Annotated in this window: 18 protein-coding genes and 1 pseudogene; 9 read left to right on the top strand and 10 right to left on the bottom strand. The window is 41.7% G+C overall.

The window, feature by feature from the left end; genetic code table 11:
- Window positions 1-26 precede the first annotated feature (26 nt).
- Together G0029_RS14910 and def are read right to left on the bottom strand one after the other, a co-directional pair.
- On the bottom strand, window positions 27-446 hold the full coding sequence (locus tag G0029_RS14910; protein ID WP_143221628.1) for a DUF2946 family protein: 420 nt from the start codon (window positions 444-446) through the stop codon (window positions 27-29).
- 90 nt (window positions 447-536) lie between these two features.
- Window positions 537-1,067, bottom strand: a complete 531-nt coding sequence (def, locus tag G0029_RS14915; RefSeq protein WP_180079234.1) for a peptide deformylase — start codon at window positions 1,065-1,067, stop codon at window positions 537-539.
- A gap of 119 nt (window positions 1,068-1,186) precedes the next feature.
- Between def and G0029_RS14920 the strand changes: the two genes are divergently transcribed.
- The 3 genes from G0029_RS14920 to G0029_RS14930 all read left to right on the top strand — a co-directional run bounded on the left by G0029_RS14920 (window position 1,187) and on the right by G0029_RS14930 (window position 4,234).
- Window positions 1,187-2,341 (top strand): LysM peptidoglycan-binding domain-containing protein, encoded by a 1,155-nt coding sequence (locus tag G0029_RS14920; RefSeq protein ID WP_078191460.1) that lies wholly within the window; start codon window positions 1,187-1,189, stop codon window positions 2,339-2,341.
- Between the two features lie 110 nt (window positions 2,342-2,451).
- Window positions 2,452-3,633 carry a DNA-processing protein DprA gene (gene dprA, locus G0029_RS14925; protein ID WP_180107635.1) on the top strand — a complete coding sequence of 394 codons (1,182 nt, stop codon included), beginning with the start codon at window positions 2,452-2,454 and terminating at the stop codon, window positions 3,631-3,633.
- Window positions 3,634-3,664: 31 nt separating this feature from the next.
- On the top strand, window positions 3,665-4,234 hold the full coding sequence (locus G0029_RS14930) for an L-threonylcarbamoyladenylate synthase (protein WP_180107636.1): 570 nt from the start codon (window positions 3,665-3,667) through the stop codon (window positions 4,232-4,234).
- A gap of 437 nt (window positions 4,235-4,671) precedes the next feature.
- Here G0029_RS14930 and G0029_RS14935 read toward each other — a convergent pair whose 3' ends face one another.
- Window positions 4,672-5,553: a DMT family transporter gene (locus G0029_RS14935; RefSeq protein WP_180107637.1), complete on the bottom strand. Its 882-nt coding sequence runs from the start codon at window positions 5,551-5,553 to the stop codon at window positions 4,672-4,674.
- A 122-nt stretch (window positions 5,554-5,675) separates the two neighbouring features.
- On the opposite strand from G0029_RS14935, the gene G0029_RS14940 reads away from it, so the two are divergent.
- The 5 genes from G0029_RS14940 to G0029_RS14960 all read left to right on the top strand — a co-directional run bounded on the left by G0029_RS14940 (window position 5,676) and on the right by G0029_RS14960 (window position 9,662).
- A complete protein-coding gene (locus G0029_RS14940; protein WP_180107638.1) occupies window positions 5,676-6,434 on the top strand; it encodes an AraC family transcriptional regulator in 759 nt (252 codons plus the stop codon).
- 144 nt (window positions 6,435-6,578) lie between these two features.
- Window positions 6,579-7,124, top strand: coding sequence for a glutathione peroxidase (locus G0029_RS14945; RefSeq protein WP_111885877.1), 546 nt, complete (start codon window positions 6,579-6,581; stop codon window positions 7,122-7,124).
- Between the two features lie 274 nt (window positions 7,125-7,398).
- Window positions 7,399-7,725, top strand: coding sequence for an RcnB family protein (locus G0029_RS14950; protein ID WP_227591836.1), 327 nt, complete (start codon window positions 7,399-7,401; stop codon window positions 7,723-7,725).
- 142 nt (window positions 7,726-7,867) lie between these two features.
- The gene (locus G0029_RS14955) at window positions 7,868-8,491 is read left to right on the top strand and encodes a hypothetical protein (RefSeq protein WP_180107639.1); all 624 of its coding nucleotides are present in this window, start codon (window positions 7,868-7,870) and stop codon (window positions 8,489-8,491) included.
- 157 nt (window positions 8,492-8,648) lie between these two features.
- Entirely contained in the window at window positions 8,649-9,662 is a 1,014-nt protein-coding gene (locus tag G0029_RS14960; RefSeq protein ID WP_180107640.1) for a pirin family protein, read from the top strand.
- A 7-nt stretch (window positions 9,663-9,669) separates the two neighbouring features.
- Here the strand turns inward: G0029_RS14960 and G0029_RS14965 are convergent, their stop codons facing one another.
- Entirely contained in the window at window positions 9,670-10,137 is a 468-nt protein-coding gene (locus G0029_RS14965; protein WP_180095223.1) for a hypothetical protein, read from the bottom strand.
- A 105-nt stretch (window positions 10,138-10,242) separates the two neighbouring features.
- Here G0029_RS14965 and G0029_RS14970 point away from each other — a divergent pair, with 105 nt between their 5' ends.
- A complete protein-coding gene (locus G0029_RS14970; protein ID WP_180107641.1) occupies window positions 10,243-10,686 on the top strand; it encodes an ATP-binding protein in 444 nt (147 codons plus the stop codon).
- A 6-nt stretch (window positions 10,687-10,692) separates the two neighbouring features.
- On the opposite strand, the gene G0029_RS14975 is transcribed toward G0029_RS14970, so the two are convergent.
- The 6 genes and pseudogenes from G0029_RS14975 to atpA all read right to left on the bottom strand — a co-directional run bounded on the left by G0029_RS14975 (window position 10,693) and on the right by atpA (window position 16,122).
- A complete protein-coding gene (locus G0029_RS14975) occupies window positions 10,693-10,998 on the bottom strand; it encodes a hypothetical protein (RefSeq protein ID WP_180107642.1) in 306 nt (101 codons plus the stop codon).
- 141 nt (window positions 10,999-11,139) lie between these two features.
- Window positions 11,140-11,620: pseudogene (locus G0029_RS14980) on the bottom strand (DUF2846 domain-containing protein).
- 129 nt (window positions 11,621-11,749) lie between these two features.
- Window positions 11,750-12,169 carry a F0F1 ATP synthase subunit epsilon gene (locus G0029_RS14985; protein ID WP_078194022.1) on the bottom strand — a complete coding sequence of 140 codons (420 nt, stop codon included), beginning with the start codon at window positions 12,167-12,169 and terminating at the stop codon, window positions 11,750-11,752.
- Between the two features lie 26 nt (window positions 12,170-12,195).
- Window positions 12,196-13,590 carry a F0F1 ATP synthase subunit beta gene (atpD, locus tag G0029_RS14990; protein ID WP_078191473.1) on the bottom strand — a complete coding sequence of 465 codons (1,395 nt, stop codon included), beginning with the start codon at window positions 13,588-13,590 and terminating at the stop codon, window positions 12,196-12,198.
- A 29-nt stretch (window positions 13,591-13,619) separates the two neighbouring features.
- A complete protein-coding gene (atpG, locus tag G0029_RS14995; protein WP_078191474.1) occupies window positions 13,620-14,489 on the bottom strand; it encodes a F0F1 ATP synthase subunit gamma in 870 nt (289 codons plus the stop codon).
- 88 nt (window positions 14,490-14,577) lie between these two features.
- On the bottom strand, window positions 14,578-16,122 hold the full coding sequence (gene atpA, locus G0029_RS15000; protein ID WP_078194023.1) for a F0F1 ATP synthase subunit alpha: 1,545 nt from the start codon (window positions 16,120-16,122) through the stop codon (window positions 14,578-14,580).
- Window positions 16,123-16,140: the final 18 nt, after the last annotated feature.

Genomic DNA, 16,140 nt, shown 5'->3' on the forward strand with positions numbered 1-16,140 from the left:
AGACCCAAGTTTAAAAAACGTCGGATTTATGCAGCGAGTGGTGGGGCTCGACCTTGCGGAAGTAAAAAGAGTTGTTGAAGAACAAACCAGACATGCTTGAAAGCTTTTTGAAAAGCAATTAAACGAACTTGAATTCGATCAAGCACTTCTTTCACATCAAGTTCAGGGGGCAAAACCAAATTGCCATAGACCGTACAATACTGACATTGATGACTGGCATCATGTTCATGGGCAGTATGATCGACTTGAACTTGCTCTACATGAGCGGAAGATGAATGGTGTGAATGTGCGGTATGTTCAGTATGAACATTGGGAAGTAAAAGTGCACGCGTAATGGTTTCGCAGACCGGAGCAACTTGATATTGCTTGGGCAACAATGGCTGTAAAAAAACAGCAATCTGCAAAAAAACGGCTGCAAAGGACAGCAGCACTCCACTACGAAACAATACAGGCAAACCCTAACATTTGTCTGCCCCAAGTATAACAAAGCCCAATCAAAATTGGGCTTGTCTCAGGTATTTTTTAACCGCGATCAATTAACGTTTAACTGCGACTTTATCTTTTTGGCGTTGGCGAACCAATTTTTCCACTTTGTCACGTGCACGTTGACGTTTCAAAGGTGAAAGATAGTCGACGAATAACTTACCATTTAAGTGATCCATTTCATGTTGGATACAAACTGCGAGAAGTCCGTCCGCTTCCACTTCAAATGATTGACCTTCAAGGTTAATTGCCTCAATTTTTACACGTGACGGGCGCTCAACTTTATCGTATATTTGAGGCACTGATAAACAGCCTTCTTCATAGGGCTGCGTCTCTTGCGTCAATGGCGTAATTTTGGGGTTAATAAACACCATGGGTTGATCTTTTTCTTCAGATAAATCCATGACTATCAGCTGAATATGGTGATCTACCTGTGTTGCTGCCAGGCCAATTCCCGGTGCTTCATACATAGTTTCAAACATGTCGGCTGCTAACTGACGAATTTCATCAGTAACTTCTTCGACTGGTTTTGCAATGGTACGAAGACGGGGATCGGGGAAACTTAAAATAGGTAATAAGGCCATACGACGTCCTCACTTATGCCATTGATCAAAAAACAAAATGAAGGAATGCTTCATCAAAAAATTGTGTGTAATATCGTTATTATAACGCAGTTGCATACATAATTTTAGGAATTATGATAATGAAAAAGGTTTTGAAGGGCATGCCAACTTTTAGTGCCTTGGGGTTTAAAAAACAATTATTGGCACTTACAGTCTGTGTAAGTGTGGGGATGGGAATGGTCAGTGTTGCAGAAGCTGCCCCTGCTCGTAACGTCAATCCACCATCATTGAAGGCAGGTGCGCCTCAAGTTTATGTGGTGAAAAAAGGCGATACGTTGTGGGATATTTCCAAGCGTTTCTTAAAAAATCCCGTGCGCTGGCCTGAAATCTGGGCGAGCAATAAACACGTGAAAAATCCGCACTGGATTTTCCCAGGTGACCGCCTATTAATGTGTACCTACAATGGCCGCCCAATCATCGGTAAGGATGAAGGTGATGGCTGTGAAGGTATTATTCGTCGCTATACAGGTGGCACTAAACTTCAACCACAAGTTCGTGTTGAATCCCTCAACAGTGCGATTCCGGTTATCCCATTAGAATATATTAAGCAATGGCTTGAGCGCAGCATGATTGTTGCAGCTGATTCTGTGGAAGGCACACCTTACATTTTAGGTACAGCTGATCAACGCGTATTAGCTGCCAAAGGTCAAACAGTTTATGCACGCGGCCAAGGTATGCAAGTCGGTCAACGTTATGCTGTTTACCGTGAAGGCGAACCGTACATCTTTACCGATGCAAACGGCAAAAAATACAACGCAGGTTTAGAACTGACTCAAGTCGCTTCAGGTGTTGCCGTTCGTGGTGAAAATGACATTACCACTTTAGAACTGACCGATACTTATAATGCCGAAGTTCGTCGTGGCGATCGTGTTCTTCCTGAATATGACCCAATGCTACCAACGCTGTTCTATCCAACCAATGCTGAAAATGTCACTGCTGGCGGTAGTATTGTTCGTGTCATGGGCTCGATTGGTACTGCAGCGGTTCACAGTGTTGTGACAATCGACCGTGGTAGCTTGCAAGGCGTTCAATCTGGTCAAGTCTTTAGCGTGAACCAAAAAGGTGAAATCGTGACTGATCCGAAAACCAAAGAACGTGTTCAACTTCCAGGACAACGTATTGGCAACATCATGGTATTCAAAACGTTTGATAACTTAAGCTATGCTTATGTACTTGAGAGCGAATTACCAATCAAAGTGGGTGCAACGATTCAGCCACCACTGATGGATGACTAAGACCAAATCCATAAAAATGAGGCTGTATTCAGCCTCATTTTTTATTATCCAACAACGATATCACTAATAATTTTAACCCATAAAAAGAAGACATATTCAAAGGTCTCATTATGCTCAACTCATTGACTGACTTGCATTTAGATTACATTCGCCTGTGGTTTGTGGTGCAACACTCACTTCGTAGTTTCTATAAAATTCAGCAGCACTATCCTGCCCTACACTACGCCCTTAAGCCTAATCAAATCACCACATGGCAAAAATTAGGACTGCATAAAAATCATTTAAAGCGCTTTGAGGAATTTCACAGCCCAAGTGGACAGCTTAGCTTTGAAAAATGTCTCAAGGATATTGAACAATACAGTGACTTTGTACTGATTCCTGAAGACCTAAACTATCCACAACAGCTGTTACCTTATAGCGACAAGCCGCCCATTCTATTTGGGCAAGGTAATGCCCAAGCCTTGATGCAACCCCAGATTGCAATCGTTGGTAGCCGCAAACCCAGCCCACAAGGTCGACAAATTGCCTATGATTTTGCTTATTATCTGAGTGAGCAAGGATTCTATATCAATAGCGGTTTAGCACAAGGAATTGATGAAGCGGCACATCGCGCTGCCATACAACACCACAGAACCATTGCCGTGATGGGCACAGGTTTAGATCAAACTTATCCGACCGCACATCAGCGTTTAAGACAAGAGATTATCCAACATGGCGGCACCGTGATTAGTGAGTTTCTACCACATACCCCACCCCTGCAACACCATTTTCCACATCGAAATCGTATCGTCAGTGGGCTCAGCCTTGGTGTCATCGTGGCGGAAGCGGCATTAAAAAGTGGTTCACTGATCACGGCTCAACGCGCTGCCGAACAAGGCAAATCTATTTTTGCCATTCCAGGCCATATTTATAGTGAGTCGCATCAAGGTTGCCATCAACTCATACGCGAAGGTGCAATTTTGATTGATCATCCACAACAGGTTATTGAAGACTTGGCATTGGCTACACAATGGCAATCGCAGGCTGCCGAAACCTTAACAACCACCGAAATCGAGACACCCAAAACAGCAACACCAGACACCCCTCCACCCGAACTTATACCAGAACATTTAATTGCGCTGTATCGGCAGCTTGATTGGGTCGGCCAAAGCCTTGATCAATTGTCCATTCAACTCAAAATTGATACCGCGACATTGACCAGTCAACTGATGGAATTAGAGTTAATGGGCTATGCCGCACAACAAGCCGGACACTACTTACGTTGTCGAATGGGTAAATTAGGTTCACAATAGTCCTTTGTCGAATCAGATAAGGTCTATAGAAATGATTACCACCTCTGTTGCAGAAGCAGCTTCCTGTCTTAAAAAAGGTCAGGTTCTCGCATATCCTACAGAGGCTGTTTGGGGATTGGGCTGTGATCCCTACAATGAGCAAGCCTTTCTTGAAATTTTGCGCTTAAAACAACGTCCCATTGAAAAAGGTGTGATTTTGTTGGCGGCCAATGTCGCTCAAGTTGAACACCTGCTTCAAGGCTTAACAGATGATATGCGTCAGCAAGTCGTTGCGACATGGACCAACCGTAAACCCAATGAACGTGCAACCACATGGTTATTACCGGCTGGCGACCATATCCCAACATGGATTAAAGGCAATCATCCAAAAGTCGCAGTCCGTGTGACTACCCACTCTTTATGTGTGGCTTTATGCCAAGCTTTTAATGGCTTTATTGTGTCTACCAGCGCCAATCCTGCGGGATTAACCCCTGCACGTTCCTTACAAGAAGCCAATCAGTATTTTGCCAATGAACTAAATTACTTAAATGGTGATCTCGGCCTAAGCCAAGAACCAAGCAAAATTATTGATGCTGAAACAGGTGACATCATCCGTGCATAAGCTCGGATGCCTGTCTATACCTGCCTTTTAGAAAATACAAACAAAAAAAAGCTCAGCCATATAGGGATGGCTGAGCATAAAAAAGGATGTGTATAAAATCACATCCAGAGGGTCTTGCAATCTCTGGGTAAATATCAAGTAATTATTAAGAATTACTTCATCATTTACGATGAAAGTATTATGTAATATTTTTTTAAATTTAACAAATATATTTTTTATATAAATAAAACTACTGATAAGCACTTTATTTGTGATTTTATAACTACTTAGTCAAAATATGTATCTATTTTTGATTGATTTTTAAGACGAGAATTTGTTTTTTTAATTCAGTTTTACACTCAAAAATCCATTTTCAAAAGATTTGCTCTATAAAAAATAAGTTTGTTTGCCTGTTTTTTAATCAGAACTTCTCGTAAATTTTCAACTTTTTACTAGATTTACTTACGCTGCGCCAAGATCACCCCAGTAATCGCCATCACTGTGCCGACGGTATGATAAAACATCCACTGCTCAGCCAACCAGAAATAGGCAATAATCGCGGTAAATACCGGCATCAAATTCATAAAAATACTGGTGCGATTCGGCCCGAGATGTTGCACAGCCAACATCCATACCAACGGTGCAATCAATGATGGAAAAATTGCCGCATAAAATACACTTGGTGCATTTGTAGGATTAATCGCGTCAATGCCTAAATACAACACGAATGGCAAGTGATATAAAACGGCAAAGAAAATTTGTACATATAAGCTCAACAGTAGCGGAAGTTTCAATTGCCATTTTTTTAAAAACACCCCATAAAAGGCATAAAAGAACACTGCGAAGATCATCAGGATATCGCCGAAATGTCCGCCCATATTCAGTAATTGACTGAAATCGCCTTGTGCAATGACAAACAATAGCCCTGTAAATGAGATCGCACAGCCCAAGATGGCATAGCGATTGGGTACATCTTTAAGTATGAAAAATGCAACGGCAATCGTAAAAACAGGGATAAAGGCATTAATGATGCCCATATTGGTCGCCGTCGTATAATGCGCAGCGGTATAGCCCAAACCTTGATATAACACCATGCCAAAAGCACTCAGCACAGCCAATTGCTGCCAATGCTGCCCGATAAGCTGTCTTTGCTGCCAAACGGTTTTCAGCATAAAGGGGGTTAAGATCAAAAATGCAATAAACCATCGATAAAAACTGATACTGACCGGTGAAATATAATCAGTTACATAGCGGGTGACGGTAATATTTAACGACCATATAAATACCGCGATCAGAGGCAAACAAATTGCAAATTTCGCCCAACGCGCTTGAAGCAACATGTCTGACTCCTCAATATATCGTGCAAAGATTGGTCTAGGTATTTTGAGTGATGTCTGTTTTAATTGAAATACATGATTTCAGACATTTATATTGTAGTTCCGACATTGACTCTTAGGCTTATATGACATCACCACCAATTGAACAACAGATCGAACTTTTTGAAGCACACTACACAGCATTAGATACGGTCTACCCGCACAGTTGTCTTTGGGGTGATTTTAATTTTTGTCTCGATGGTATTTTCGAATATGAGATACAAGGGCAACATCATCTCTCACCTGCCAGTTATGGGGTGTGGATTCCCCCACAGACAGAACATTGCTCAGTCGCGATTGATGAGCAACCCATTCATTATGTGGCAATCCGACTAGCACCAGATCTCTGCATAAATTTCCCCAAGCAGACGGAAGTATTTAGCATCCAGCCTTTCTTTCGTTTGTTGGTGCAAGAAATTTTGGCCTTTCCTACAGAGCAACATACCACACCACCCTATCGACACCTACTACAGGTCTTATTCGACCAGTTAAAAGCAGCGCCCAAACATCAACATTATTTACCGCAAAGCCATGATGCAGTGTTAAAGCCGATCTTGGCACAGCTCGCAGATGTAGATCATTTTAGCTTGAGCCTACAGCGATGCTTATCCAATGTCGGTTTGAGTGAGCGTCAGTTACTGCGGCTGAGTCATAACGAACTGCAAATGAGCCTTTCTGAATGGAGAAACCGTGCAAAAATTATTTATGCCATTCAACAGCTCCGCGCTGGTCAGTCAATTAAAGCTCTCAGCTATGAATTGGGCTATCAACACAGCTCAAGCTTTATTGAGTTTTTTAAACGCTATACAGGAAAAACCCCAAACCAACACCGCGCCACTAGTTAAACGTCAAGCACTCAAGCAAGCCTCAGCTCGAATTCTGCAAACTACTACAAAAATTATGCGAAAAGCCTATCGATAAAAGCTTGCTGTTCACCAGATTTCCCTTTAAAACAAGGATGAAAGGCACAACTTCAATTAGGAACGAATATGTCAGCTTCAGTTTACGATATCCCAGTAAAAACGATCCAAGGTGATGACACCACACTCAATCAATACCAAGGCAAGGTTTTATTATTGGTCAATGTAGCCTCTAAATGTGGGCTAACACCGCAATATGAAGGCCTAGAAAAACTCTATACAGAGAAGAAATCACAAGGTTTTGAAGTCTTAGGTTTTCCTGCCAATAACTTTTTAGAACAAGAACCTGGTTCTGAAGCTGAAATTCAAGAATTTTGCTCAATCAACTACAAGGTTGATTTCCCACTTTTTGCAAAAATTTCTGTGGCAGGCGCGGATAAACACCCACTCTATCAAACCTTAACCCAAGCCATCCCTGAACGCATTGGTGAAGGCCCATGGTGGGATGATTTAGTTGAATACGGTTTAACTCCAAATCCTAAGCCTGAAGTTTTATGGAATTTTGAAAAATTCCTCGTGAATAAACAAGGCGAAGTTGTGGCTCGATTTGCGCCTGATATCAAGGCAGATGATGCTCGTATTGTCGATGCCATTAACGCTGAATTAGCCAAATAATTCGACAATATCTCAATATCTCAATATCTCAATATCTCAATATCTCAGTTAAGATTATTATGATTTTAACTGAGATTTATCATTTTAAATTATAACAATAATAGCCATTAATTATCATATGATGACAATTTAAATAATTTATTCATTATTTTAATATTTCACATACACATTGTTCAAAGTTTCCCTGTAAATACTCATTATGATGAATCTTATCAATTCATATCCAGCAGTAAACAGGTGAACTTATGAATACATTAATGAAAGCTATCGTTTTATGTATTTTTTGACAGCACGTGTATCTGCGCTAACAATAGATGCACGGCAAAATCCTCAAAAGACGAAAACCCAACAGCACACTAAACAATACACACGGGTAAAAAACCAAAGCCAGAACAAGAAGAAAGCTGTAAATCCTTCACATGATTGGCGTTCTGGACAAAATGTACCTTCTGAATACCGTGGTCATCGCTACAAAGGTGACCACATTAAATACAAAAAATTGTCTAAACCAGGCAAAAACCAACAATGGATTAAAGTGAATGGCGACTACATTTTAATGAATGCCGTCAGCCACGCCATGATCAAAATCATTGCGGGTTAAACCCATCAAAACATCAAAAGAGGGCAAATGCCCTCTTTTTTTGTTCGAGCGATTATTTTGTTATTGCTTTGCAACAATCTATTTTTTATCCACATTCTGCCCCTATATTCAAAGCATAGACTTAACACATAGTGATGATTGAATGAAAAAGCTTGTGCAGAATGCCCTTCTCCCTTTTGCCATTTTTAGTGGTGTTTTGGTGCTGATTGGCTGTGAACCTGCCACAGCACCGCAACAGGAACAAGAAATCGCAGCAGAAAATGATCGCCCTGCAACAACATCAACAAACGAAGATCAATCTGCGACACAAAGTCAGGCGATCGATCAAAGCCAATTAAAAAGCGGCAATATGTTTTATATCGTTCGCGATGTTGCGGATATGCAACTTAAAGCCGGCAATTATGTTGAACAACTCAAACAAACGCAGGTCGATTTAGAAGCCGCAGTCAGCAACCAAGATCATCTCCAATTGCAAAAAGCGGCAACCCAGCTGCAACAGCAGCTCAAAGGTTTCAATCAAGCATTGAATGATTTAAATCTAAAAAGCACTGAGATTAATGATATTCGCAGCAATCTACAGGCAGCGAATCAGCAAGTATTGGCCTCACCTTTTCTCAATGGACAAGTCGATTTAAGCAAAGTTGATTTTCAGAAAATCCAAAATCAAATGGGAAATATTCAAGCGGAAATGCTGAAATTGGCAGGTATGTTGATCCAAGACCAAGCAGCTAAAAGCTCATCTAATGCAACCACTAAAACTGAATAAGTAGCGAAATTTAGTATTTCCATTGCATTCCACCTGTTGTAAATCAAAAAAGCGTTAGACCTTGAGCTAACGCTTTTTTCTTACAGTTCCGCTATAGAACACGACTGTTTTTCCTTTTAGATTAATGCTGAATAATAAAGCCAATGATGGAACAGTTATGTCAAACGCTGTGATTTATAACATTACACCCATTACCTTTCGTTTAGATTTAAAAGATCCTTTCTTATTTACTGCTCATCATATTGATCATTTTCCTGCTGCAAATGCAGACATGGGGCCAAAAACAGCCGCAGAGAATGATGAATTCAATATGTACTATGGCGATGTGGTTTCAGGTTTCCCAGAGCATCCACACACTGGCTTTGAAACCATTACCTTGGTTGAACAAGGCTATGTCGATCACTTTGACTCATTAGGCAATGGCGGACGCTATGCTGCGGGTGATGTGCAATGGCTGTCTACAGGCAATGGCGTTGAACACTGTGAAATGTTCCCCCTACTGCATGAAGATAAAGCCAATCCTTTTGAACTTTTCCAAATTTGGTTTAATTCATCAGCTGAACAGAAAACCCATGATGCTGACTATAAAATGTTTTGGCGTGAAGAGATTCCTCACGTCTTTGAAACGGATAATGAAGGAAAAAAATCGGATATTCGCGTGATTTCAGGGCAGTTCAAATCCACTGATGCTATTTCCCGACCGCCACACTCATGGGCGGCTGCCGCAGAAAATAAGGTCAACATTTATTTAATCACCATGCAAGCAGGTGCAGAGTTGGTGATTCCCGCAACAACAAGTAGCTCCAACCGTTTTGCTTATTTCTATCAAGGCAATACATTAGAAATAGAAGGTCAAACCATTCAAATGAAGCATTTGGTTGAACTCCAATCAGATGCCAACGTCCATCTCAAAGCAGGTGGATTAGAAGCACGGATTCTGTGGTTAGAAGGTGAACCGATTAATGAACCCGTGGCGATGCGCGGTCCATTTGTGCTCAATACCACGGAAGAACTCGATGCGGCTTTTAAACGCTATCGTGAAACCCATTTTGGAGATTGGCCTTGGCCAACACCCGCACCGGTCTTCAAACGTGATCAGGCTCGATTTGCCAGTTATGAAGGCGGTAAACGTGTAGAGCACCCAGAGCAGGAAAGCTCACAAGCGTCTTAAAGTTCAATTAGTTGGATTGAGCAAATTCAAAGGTATTACAGTTTTTATCTTGTCCAAGTGCGCGCTGAACATCTTGTTTAAAACGTGCTTGGGCAAAGGTATATTGCTTCGGTAAAAATAAGGTAATACGTGTCGTCTGTGGATCTAAACTTTCAACCAACATTTTATGCAAATACGCCCCATGCTCAGTTCGTGCCATCAATGTCCCCTGCTCCAAATGCTCTTCTAAACGATTATCGGTATAGACGTATCGATTGTTCGCGGTAAACGCAACACAGTGATTATAGGCTTGTCGCAGATTTCGAAAGGCGGTCATATATGGGATTTTAAGCTCCGTACTGATGCCATTATCAACCGATTCAGCGACAAGTGCAGCTTCAGTGGGAAGATTGGGTGTCGTGACGTATTGGCTTTGACATGCAACGAGCAAACTATAACAAAGACACAGCGATAAACTGTTGAAAAATTTGTGCATACGGACCTTTGCAACTTGTTCTTATTTATTTTGCAGAGATTGTAGCAAAACTGGGTTGCTGATTTAATACTCTACTATTCATTCCGTGCTTTCATTGCAAATGCTATGCAGCTGATTATTTTTACAGGCGTTCAAGCCTCTGGCAAATCCACCTTTTACATGTTGAATTTATATCATAGCCATTTACGTATTAATTTGGATATGTTGAAAACCCGACATCGGGAAAATATGATCTTTGAAGCTGGTTTGGCATCCAAAACAAAAATGGTGATTGATAATACAAATCCAGATCGGGAAGCTCGTGCTCGCTATATCCAACGTGCAGTTGATGCAGGGTTTGAAGTGATTGCTTATTATTTTGAAACCGATTTGGACAGTACCTTAAAGCGTAACAGTTTTCGTGAAGGCAAAGCCCATATTCCAGAAGTTGGCGTGTGTGCGACTTATCGCAAGCTTCAAGTCCCGTCACAAGATGAAGGCTTTGATCAAATTTTTACAATTAAAATTATCAGTCACGGCGAGTTTTCAATTTTACCCATGCATGAATAACAACCATTAACCTGTTTTTTGGCTATCTTGCCATTTTTTAAAAGCCGATTGCATGGCCTGACGCTCATATGGTTTCACTAAACGACTTTCTAATGAAGCAAAATCACCTTTATAAGCAGCAGCGACCATCGATTTTGCCAGTTCTTGAATACTCACGCGCCCACGGTGTTCATATTGCTGGACTTCTTCATGGGTGAGTTCAACATCCCAACATGACACGACAGAACTGAGATCAACCGCAATGCTCAAATAATATTGATCAAAGTCTTGATAAAGTTCCCAAAAATGCGGCTCATAGGCGATAAGGTTCATGGTGCAATGCTAGCTGATTGAATTTAATCACCATAAAGATTGTATTGAATAAAATATATTCAACTTTAGATTGATCAATTTCAACTAATTTAGGGATAAAAAACTACCCTTTCGAGTAGCTTCTTATCTACATATGAACCTTTATTTCAATGCGATGGTGACTTTGCTGCAATTACCGCCTTGTGCAAATGCATATTCGCTAATGGCCTTTTTTCCTGTTTGCTCATCAACCAATTTTAAATTTGCCCCAGCTACAAATGCGCCCATTTTAATAAATTGCTGAACAAAATATTGTTTACCTGCCGCAGTTTCAATATCCAAATGGTTAGGTGAAAATTCTGATTCAGTCGACATTGTATGTTTTTGATTACCAACTACTTCTTTATAAAAAAATACTCCACGAGAGGTTTCACCTAAACATTCCCCATCTACCCATACATCTTTCTTTAAGGCAGGGCCTTTCACAGAAGCTGAGCGATATACGTAAATTCCTGCATTGACTTCTTGTGGGGGAATTAAATTATTCGACTAGTGCTGAAGCATTTTGATCTGCTTTAGGTACGGACGCACACCCGACAAATCCCAAAGATAATACTAATGTAAAAAAGATTTTATTAGACATCATTAATTCCATTGACATATTTTAAGCATATGAAAATTAAAAATTAATCAAAATATAGTCAAATTTATTTATTATTCAGGCATAAAAAAACCACCCTTTCGGGTGGCTCTTTCAATCTCAAACTGCGTCTTATTGAGCGCGGTTTTTGATTTTGCGGATGGTTTCCAACTGAGCAGCAGTTTCTGCAAGAGCAGCCAAAGCAGCAGCTGAGTCCAAGTCGCTCTTTTGATTTGCTAACAATTGTTCAGCTTGTTTACGAGCTTCAATAATTGCTGCTTCATCAAGGTTGTCAGCACGTACTGCAGTATCTGCAAGTACAGTAACAACGTGCGGTTGAACTTCAAGTACACCACCTGATACATAGATTAATTCTTCTGTACCATTTTCAAGCAGAACGCGGATTGCGCCCGGCTTGAGCAAAGTTACTAGTGGCGCATGGCCAGGCATAATACCTAACTCACCACCAGCACCTTTAGCAATTAGCATAGTTACAGCGCCAGAGTACAAAGACTCTTTAACACTTACAACGTCACATTGCATAGTCGCCATGAGAATCTCCTAAATTAGGGAACTAATTAAAGTTTCTCAGCTTTAGCAATAACTTCGTCAATACCACCAACCATGTAGAACGCTTGTTCTGGAATGTGGTCGTATTCACCAGCTAGAAGACCTTTAAAGCCACGAATTGTTTCTTTAAGCGGTACAAGTTTACCAGGAGCACCAGTAAACACTTCAGCTACGTGGAACGGTTGAGAGAAGAAACGTTGGATCTTACGTGCACGGTATACAGTAAGTTTGTCTTCTTCTGCCAATTCGTCCATACCAAGAATTGCGATAATGTCTTTCAATTCTTTGTAACGTTGAAGAACGTTTTGAACTGAACGAGCGATTTCGTAATGCTCAGTACCCACTACAAGTGGATCTAACTGACGTGAAGTAGAGTCAAGTGGATCGATCGCTGGGTAAATACCAGAAGATGCGATGTCACGGCTCAATACAACAGTCGCGTCCAAGTGAGCGAAGGTAGTCGCAGGCGATGGATCTGTTAAGTCATCGGCAGGTACGTATACCGCTTGGATTGACGTAATAGAACCAGACTTAGTAGACGTAATACGTTCTTGAAGAACACCCATCTCTTCTGCAAGAGTCGGTTGGTAACCTACTGCAGATGGCATACGACCTAGAAGTGCTGATACTTCAGTACCCGCTAGTGTATAACGATAGATGTTGTCGACGAACAATAGAACGTCACGGCCTTTACCGTTTTCGTCTTTTTCGTCACGGAAGTACTCAGCCATAGTCAAACCAGTCAACGCTACACGTAAACGGTTACCTGGTGGCTCATTCATCTGACCGTAGACCATTGCTACTTTGTCTAGAACGTTTGAGTCTTTCATTTCGTGATAGAAGTCATTACCTTCACGAGTACGTTCACCAACACCAGCAAACACAGATAAACCTGAGTGAGCTTTAGCGATGTTGTTGATCAACTCCATCATGTTTACAGTTTTACCAACACCGGCACCACCGAACAGACCAACTTTACCACCTTTAGCGAACGGGCAAAGTAAGTCAATGACTTTAATACCAGTTTCTAAAAGGTCAGTAGAAGCCGCTTGTTCTGCATAAGAAGGCGCTTGACGGTGAATTGGTAAACGAGCTTCAGTACCAACAGGACCAGCTTCGTCGATAGGGCGACCAAGAACGTCCATGATACGACCTAAACATGCAGTACCTACAGGTACAGAGATAGGCGCGCCAGTGTTAGTTACAGTAAGACCACGCTTAAGGCCTTCAGTAGAACCCATTGCAATAGTACGAACTACGCCATCACCAAGTTGCTGCTGAACTTCTAATGTAGTTTCAGTACCATCAACATGGAGAGCGTCATAGATCTTAGGAACGCTGTTACGTTCAAACTCGACGTCGATAACCGCGCCGATGATCTGAATGATACGACCGCTACTCATTGCTGTCTCCTCAATTCAAACTAATAATGTTAAACGGCAGCGGCACCACCAACGATCTCAGAGATTTCCTGAGTAATCGCGGCTTGACGCAGCTTGTTATAAATAAGTTGTAGGCTCTTGATCAATTCACCCGCGTTATCAGTTGCAGCTTTCATTGCAACCATACGAGCAGACTGTTCACATGCGATGTTTTCAATCACACCTTGATAAACCATAGACTCAATGTAACGAACCAATAAACCATTTAGAAGCTCTTCAGCTTCTGGTTCATAGATATAGTCCCAACCGTATTGACGATTTAGGCCTTCGCTTTCCTCAGCAGCTGCTAAAGGAACAAGCTGTTCGATTTTTTGGTTTTGAGTCATGGCGTTGACAAAGCCGTTTGACACTAGATAAATACGATCTAACTCGCCTTTATCAAACGCGTCTAACATCACCTGTACAGAACCAGTTAACTGTTCAAGACTCGGAGCATCACCTACGTTTGTAGTTGCACCAAGAACTTTACCGCCGTAGTTTTTAAAAAACGAAACCGCTTTTTGACCAATTAAAGCAAATTGAACTTCAATTGACTGCTCTTGTTGCTGTTGTACGTGTTTGACCACTTTTTTGAACAAGTTAATGTTCAAACCACCAGCAAGGCCGCGATCTGAAGAAACAATGATATAGCCAACGCGCTTGACAGGACGTTCAACCATATAACGGTGTTTGTATTCAGGGTTCGCTTGTACCAAATGAGCAATTACACGGTGCATATTTTCGGCATACGGACGGCCTTGAGCCATGCGCTCTTGCGCACGACGCATCTTAGAAGCTGCTACCATCTGCATCGCGCGAGTAATTTTCTGCGTGCTTTTGATACTAGCTACTTTGGCGCGAATTTCTTTTAAATTTGCCATACGCTTAACCTAGTATTCGAAAGCCCTTTCGAGCTTTCGAAGGTTGATCCGTGAACCAAACCAGAACCAGATTCAACATCGTTGAATCTTAGTAAGTTTGAGTCGCTTTAAAGCTTTCAATACCTGCTTTGATTGCTGCTTCGATTTCTTTATCGTAAGCACCAGTCTCGTCAATTTTTTGCATTAACGCAGCATGTTCTGAACGGAAGTAAGAGATCAACGCAGCATCAAATGCAACGATTTTCTTCACTTCTACGTCAGCCATATAGCCTTCGTTAGATGCATAAATTGAAACAGCTTGGTCAGCAATTGAGTATGGAGCATATTGTTTTTGCTTCATAAGCTCAGTTACACGTTGACCATGTTCAAGCTGTTTACGAGTTGCTTCGTCAAGGTCAGAAGCGAACTGAGCAAACGCAGCTAATTCACGGTATTGCGCAAGAGCGGTACGGATACCACCTGACAATTTTTTGATGATCTTAGTCTGAGCAGAACCACCAACACGTGATACAGAGATACCCGCGTTCACAGCAGGACGAATACCTGCGTTGAATAATGATGTTTCTAAGAAGATCTGACCGTCAGTAATCGAAATTACGTTTGTAGGTACGAATGCAGATACGTCACCGGCTTGAGTTTCAATAATCGGTAATGCAGTTAATGAACCAGTTTGGCCTTTAACTTCACCGTTAGTGAATTTCTCAACGTAGTCAGCAGATACACGTGAAGCACGTTCAAGTAAACGTGAGTGTAGATAGAATACGTCACCAGGATATGCTTCACGACCTGGTGGACGACGTAGAAGCAATGAAATTTGACGGTAAGCAACAGCTTGTTTAGACAAGTCATCATAAATGATAAGCGCGTCTTCACCGCGGTCACGGAAGTACTCACCCATTGTACAACCAGCATACGGAGCAAGATACTGCATCGCTGCAGGATCAGCTGCAGCAGCTGCTACAACAGTTGTGTACGCCATAGCGCCAGTTTCTTCTAGCTTGCGCACAACGTTAGCGATAGTCGATTGTTTTTGACCAATTGCTACGTAGATACATTTAATGCCAGAGTTTTTCTGAGCGATGATCGCATCGATCGCCATAGCTGTTTTACCAGTTTGACGGTCACCGATGATCAACTCACGTTGACCACGACCAACAGGGATCATTGTATCTACTGATTTATAACCAGTTTGTACAGGTTGATCCACTGATTGACGCCAAATTACGCCTGGTGCTACTTTTTCAACAGCATCAGTAAGTTTTGCGTCAATAGGGCCTTTACCATCAATTGGGTTACCCAAAGCATCTACTACACGGCCTAAAAGTTCTGGACCAACCGGAACTTCTAATACACGACCTGTGCAACGAGCTTTTTGACCTTCTTGAAGGCTTAAGTAGTTACCTAAGACAACGGCACCCACTGAATCCTGTTCTAGGTTCAGTGCCATACCAAATAAGCCGCCGTCGAATTCGATCATTTCACCGTACATTGCATCAGCAAGGCCGTGAATGCGCACAATACCGTCGGAAACCATAACAATGGTCCCTTCGTTCTTAGCGGTCGCGCTGGTGTCCAGATCGCCGATACGCTGTTTAATGAGCGCACTGATCTCGGATGGATTCAGTTGTTGCATTGCGCTATACCTCAATCT

The sequence above is a fragment of the Acinetobacter sp. YH12138 genome, assembly GCF_015218525.1.
Taxonomy (GTDB): domain Bacteria; phylum Pseudomonadota; class Gammaproteobacteria; order Pseudomonadales; family Moraxellaceae; genus Acinetobacter; species Acinetobacter amyesii.

Coding starts and splice junctions, on each gene's coding strand:
- def (WP_180079234.1), bottom strand. CDS start 1,067: ATGGCCTTATTACCTATTTTAAGTTTCCCCGATCCCCGTCTTCGTACC.
- G0029_RS14920 (WP_078191460.1), top strand. CDS start 1,187: ATGAAAAAGGTTTTGAAGGGCATGCCAACTTTTAGTGCCTTGGGGTTT.
- dprA (WP_180107635.1), top strand. CDS start 2,452: ATGCTCAACTCATTGACTGACTTGCATTTAGATTACATTCGCCTGTGG.
- G0029_RS14930 (WP_180107636.1), top strand. CDS start 3,665: ATGATTACCACCTCTGTTGCAGAAGCAGCTTCCTGTCTTAAAAAAGGT.
- G0029_RS14935 (WP_180107637.1), bottom strand. CDS start 5,553: ATGTTGCTTCAAGCGCGTTGGGCGAAATTTGCAATTTGTTTGCCTCTG.
- G0029_RS14940 (WP_180107638.1), top strand. CDS start 5,676: ATGACATCACCACCAATTGAACAACAGATCGAACTTTTTGAAGCACAC.
- G0029_RS14945 (WP_111885877.1), top strand. CDS start 6,579: ATGTCAGCTTCAGTTTACGATATCCCAGTAAAAACGATCCAAGGTGAT.
- G0029_RS14950 (WP_227591836.1), top strand. CDS start 7,399: ATGTATTTTTTGACAGCACGTGTATCTGCGCTAACAATAGATGCACGG.
- G0029_RS14955 (WP_180107639.1), top strand. CDS start 7,868: ATGAAAAAGCTTGTGCAGAATGCCCTTCTCCCTTTTGCCATTTTTAGT.
- G0029_RS14960 (WP_180107640.1), top strand. CDS start 8,649: ATGTCAAACGCTGTGATTTATAACATTACACCCATTACCTTTCGTTTA.
- G0029_RS14965 (WP_180095223.1), bottom strand. CDS start 10,137: ATGCACAAATTTTTCAACAGTTTATCGCTGTGTCTTTGTTATAGTTTG.
- G0029_RS14970 (WP_180107641.1), top strand. CDS start 10,243: ATGCAGCTGATTATTTTTACAGGCGTTCAAGCCTCTGGCAAATCCACC.
- G0029_RS14975 (WP_180107642.1), bottom strand. CDS start 10,998: ATGAACCTTATCGCCTATGAGCCGCATTTTTGGGAACTTTATCAAGAC.
- G0029_RS14985 (WP_078194022.1), bottom strand. CDS start 12,169: ATGGCGACTATGCAATGTGACGTTGTAAGTGTTAAAGAGTCTTTGTAC.
- atpD (WP_078191473.1), bottom strand. CDS start 13,590: ATGAGTAGCGGTCGTATCATTCAGATCATCGGCGCGGTTATCGACGTC.
- atpG (WP_078191474.1), bottom strand. CDS start 14,489: ATGGCAAATTTAAAAGAAATTCGCGCCAAAGTAGCTAGTATCAAAAGC.
- atpA (WP_078194023.1), bottom strand. CDS start 16,122: ATGCAACAACTGAATCCATCCGAGATCAGTGCGCTCATTAAACAGCGT.